Below are 3,958 nucleotides of genomic sequence, written 5' to 3' on the forward strand. Positions count from 1 at the left end.
TCCATCCGCCCACTCCTCAAAGCTATGCTTTGAGATTGTGAACAGATGGAATCCTCACCTCACACGCCTTTCATCCCACACTAACCGAGGCGGTATAGTGTGGGGATTCCCGTCTGTCTAGCTAAAAGCCAAGGGCTTGACCCTTGGCTTTAGCGTTTATTTAGCGTAAAGCAGGAGATTTGAACAGAAGGCGGTTCGGAGCTAGGTGCCCTTCATCGGAAATCTCCAATATCAAATCTGCCTCCGAGGAAATTAATAACGTCCTCCCCCTCCTCCTCCACCGCGAGCAAATTTTCCTGGACCACCCCCGCCCCGGTTGCCGCCGGAGCGATTACCTTCATCTTCGCGGGGTTTGGCTTTATTAACTTTCAGGTCGCGACCCATCCACTCTGCTCCATCGAGAGCAGCAATGGCTGCATCTTCTTCTGCATCGTTTGACATTTCTACAAAACCGAAGCCGCGAGGGCGACCTGTTTCTCTGTCGGTAGGTAGATGTACTCGCTTAACGGTTCCGTATTCGGCGAAGACGGAGGTGATGTCTTCTGAGGTAACTTGGTAGGATAAGTTACCGACGTATATCGACATGGGAAATAACTCCAAAATTTAGACAGTGCAAAGATTTCAGTTTCGGAGAGTTCCCTGCCGATACAGAAGGGCAAGTTTTTAGACAATTCTGTAGCAATGAACAAAGCCTACAACCGAATCTAATTCACACTTGGTATTTTAACACAGAATAGTCTCTGATGAGTAGGTTTCAAGAGTTAGTGGCGCCGAGCCTATTTACGGCAGGAAAGATAGGTCTACCTTGCCAAAGTTGGTACTCAAAGCTAAATTCAGGTTTTCTAGGGCTTTCACTAACCACATCACACCTGTTCTGGCAGAAAACTCGTAGTGACCGAACAAAATTGCCAAACGCTTTTCTAGGTAGGGTTTGACTTTGCCGCAAATTAGTACAATTTTCAGCAGCAAACCTGTAGTCTCCGTGGGGCCGAGATTGGAGATGAGGTCAATGAAGACAAAGTGGTTGGGTCGTTTCTGACTCTCTACTACTAAAAAATTCAATAACTGGCTGCAAGTTCTCATCATTAAACATTCGTTTAACTTCTGAGAGTCGCTGTGGGTAAAGGTACTTTGTAATTGCTTATACAATTTTTCCTTAAATTGACCTTGACCGTAGCGGTGGTTGGTGACACCAGAAATCAAGTATTCGTATAAATCATCTTTAAAAGAACCGTAGGACTGACTTTGGCTAGTGTGGGCAAGAAAACTGTTCGCTAGGTGTCTGTAAGTATTGCCTCCTTCTACTTTGCCGACAAATTGCTTGACAGCGAACAACAGTTCAGTGTCGCTCAAAAGCGTGGGGTTGTTTATATTTTGTATAAGCCTGCCAAAGGAAACCGAGGTTCCCCGGCGAGCTATTTGCATTTTTCTCACTTGGTGAGCGACGTATTGGGAGAGGTTGATTTCAAATTGCTGTTGCTTTCGGGCTTGGATTTTTTTAATGATTCTTTGTTGTTCGTAGTTGCTGTCGTCGCTGAGGAGGCAGTGGGTGTAAAGGTATGGGTAGCGAGGAATTAAGCTTCCCAGGGCTAGGTTAGTGGGGGTTTTGCTGTTGTTACCCTCTTCTGAGCCGTGAAGGATGACTTTGGATAAGCGTTTGAGGGCGAGGTACTGTTCGCTGGTGGTAAATTGATTGACTAATTTGGCGATATGACCGATCGCCCGCGATCGATTGTATCCAAATATGACCTTGGGAACCCCTTCAAATACAGCGATCAATTCCGGGATGGCCACTTGCTTGTTGGGGTAGGTTTGCCAGCGGTTGATGGCGATGTGACAGCAGCGGTTGAGGATGTACTTGAATTCTGGTTCTGCATCTTTTGAGGTGGCGATTTTTTCCAAAGCCTCGACGATCGCCCGATCGGGATAGTTCTCACAATTGATAAATAAAGTGCGAAAACGATGGATAATTTCCGCTGGTTGTTCTACTTGTACCAGATTCAGCCAGTGCTGATAAAGTAGCTGTTCAGCTTCGTAGCTAGATCGGCTGTAACTGTCTTTCCAGGTATTATTCACTCTTTTTACCCTCCGAAATTGGGCAAGATGTTGCAGCGCCATTGGCTCGATAAATTAGCTGAAGAAGCACCTGAATTGAATTAATGGATTTGCTCGATTCCCAAAGCTTTGGGGCAGCAGCGGTCAGCATCGTGGGCCGATCGCTCTTTTTTGTCTAATTAAACTATTTACTAACAATAGCATGACACAAATTCTTAGCGCCTCGCAAGGCCTCAATCACCATTATTTTAGGTAAAAAATTACTCGCAAATGTAAACCCCCAGTTAGAGATTTGTGAGTCTGAGGGCGATTTAGTATTACGATTGTTAAAGCAAATCCCGATCGACAGCCCCCAAATAGTTAATTTTGAGGTCTGGCGATCGGCGGCGAGTGCTGAAATTGAGTATTTAAAGTGTGAGTGCTAGTAATATGGTTTGTCGCGTCACTATTTCCCAACTTGCTGAAATTTTAACCGTAGCTTTGCCTGTTGCCTCTGAGGCGGTGTTGACAACATTAGGCACTGGTATTACCACAGACACGCGGACTATTCAGGGGGGAGAGGTATTTTTGGCACTGCGGGGAGAAAATTTTGACGGGCATCAATTTGTGGAAAAAGCCAGGGATTTGGGGGCAATCGTGGCGGTTGTCGATCGCGATTGGCAAGGAAAAGTTCCTAACTTTCCCCTATTGCGAGTTGACAATACTTTAACAGCTTATCAGGCGATCGCCCGTTGGTGGCGCGACCAATTCAGTATACCGGTAATTGCGGTAACTGGTTCCGTAGGTAAAACCACTACTAAAGAATTGATTGCAGCAGTTTTGTCAACCCAAGGGAATGTACTCAAAACTCAATTGAACTATAACAATGAAATTGGAGTACCAAAGACCCTGTTAGAGCTGTCGCCAAAACACAATTATGCCGTCATTGAGATGGGAATGCGGGGACTTGGTGAAATTGCGCTTTTAGCGCAAATTGCCCGCCCCACGATAGCAGTAATTACAAATGTGGGAACGGCACATATTGGGCGATTGGGGTCATCGGAGGCGATCGCGACCGCTAAGTGCGAATTATTAGCAGAAATGCCAGCCGCCAGTATTGCTATTCTCAATCATGATAGTGAGAAATTAATCACAGCAGCAGCCAAAGTTTGGTCAGGAAAAACTTTAACTTACGGCTTAGAAGGTGGAGATTTACATGGCACATTCATCGACAATAATTCAATGCGGATTCAAGATAGAGAATTGCCACTACCTCTACCAGGAAGACACAATGCTGTGAATTATCTAGCAGCTTTGGCAGTAGCCAAGGTGTTAGATATTGATTGGCAAGTTTTCCAGCAAGGTTTGTCTGTACAATTACCCGATGGGAGAGCGCGTAAGTACGAATTACCGAAGGATATTGTGATTTTGGATGAGACTTATAATGCTGGTTTGGAGTCAATGTTGGCGGCCTTGAGACTGTTGGCGGATACTCCAGGAAAACGGCGGATTGCGGTGTTGGGAACCATGAAAGAATTGGGCGATAAATCCCTAGAATTTCACAGACAAGTGGGAACAGCAGCCCGAAACTTAAATGTCGATGCTTTGTTTGTGTTTGCTGATTTTGAAGAAGCTGCGGCGATGGCGAGTGGTGCTGCTGGTTTGCCTTTGGTGGAAATAGAAGATATTTCGGCGGAAAATGCTCACGATGTGCTAGCAAGGCATTTAATGGAGTTTGTAGAAACAGGCGATCGCCTTTTATTTAAGGCCTCTCACGCGATGGAGTTAAATAGAGTAGTCGATCGGCTGAGGACTGATATGATTGTTGACAACTGACAACTGACAACTGACAACTGACAACTGACAACTGACAACTGACAACTGACAACTGACAACTGACAACTGACAACTGACAACTGACAAC

The 3,958-nt window shown here is 45.5% G+C and carries 3 protein-coding genes; 1 reads left to right on the forward strand and 2 read right to left on the reverse strand.

All coding sequences use genetic code 11. The annotated features are described in order from the left end of the window. Positions 1-252: 252 nt before the first annotated feature. Positions 253-585: an RNA-binding protein gene (locus ACBR23_RS27880; protein WP_341732033.1), complete on the reverse strand. Its 333-nt coding sequence runs from the start codon at positions 583-585 to the stop codon at positions 253-255. 195 nt (positions 586-780) lie between these two features. Then, entirely contained in the window at positions 781-2,076 is a 1,296-nt protein-coding gene (locus ACBR23_RS27885) for a hypothetical protein (RefSeq protein ID WP_371120831.1), read from the reverse strand. Between the two features lie 408 nt (positions 2,077-2,484). Between ACBR23_RS27885 and murF the strand changes: the two genes are divergently transcribed. Next, positions 2,485-3,870: a UDP-N-acetylmuramoyl-tripeptide--D-alanyl-D-alanine ligase gene (gene murF, locus ACBR23_RS27890; protein WP_371118168.1), complete on the forward strand. Its 1,386-nt coding sequence runs from the start codon at positions 2,485-2,487 to the stop codon at positions 3,868-3,870. Positions 3,871-3,958: the final 88 nt, after the last annotated feature.

It is taken from the genome of Microcoleus sp., from assembly GCF_041354475.1.
In the GTDB taxonomy this organism is placed as follows: Bacteria; Cyanobacteriota; Cyanobacteriia; order Cyanobacteriales; family Microcoleaceae; genus Microcoleus.